Source organism: Bacillus sp. NTK071 (genome assembly GCF_017303315.1).
Classification (GTDB): Bacteria; Bacillota; Bacilli; order Bacillales; family Guptibacillaceae; genus Guptibacillus.
On sequence record NZ_JAFKOI010000126.1, the window covers coordinates 1 to 261 of the forward strand.

The following is a 261-nucleotide window of genomic DNA, read 5'->3' on the forward strand; positions in this document are numbered from 1 at the left end:
TTTGTTGTCGCGTACTTTAGGCGCAGCCGTCATCTGACCGAGCATCATCGGCACGGATGGGCCGTAAATATCAGCATCCAGCAGCCCCACCTTGGCCCCGGAGCGCGCCATGGCCAGCGCGAGATTGACGGCCGTGGTTGATTTTCCGACACCGCCTTTGGCGGAGGTCACCGCGATGACGTTTTTGACCCCGTTGACGGCATGTGGCACATGCGTTTTTAGCGCTTTCACCTGCACTTCCACCCGGAAAGCAAACGGAGC

General features: G+C 59.4%; 1 protein-coding gene. It reads right to left on the bottom strand.

Annotated elements, in window-relative coordinates:
* Positions 1-231 (bottom strand): P-loop NTPase (locus JI666_RS21315; protein ID WP_349769372.1); only part of this gene is annotated, 231 nt, incomplete at its 3' end.
* Positions 232-261 lie beyond the last annotated feature (30 nt).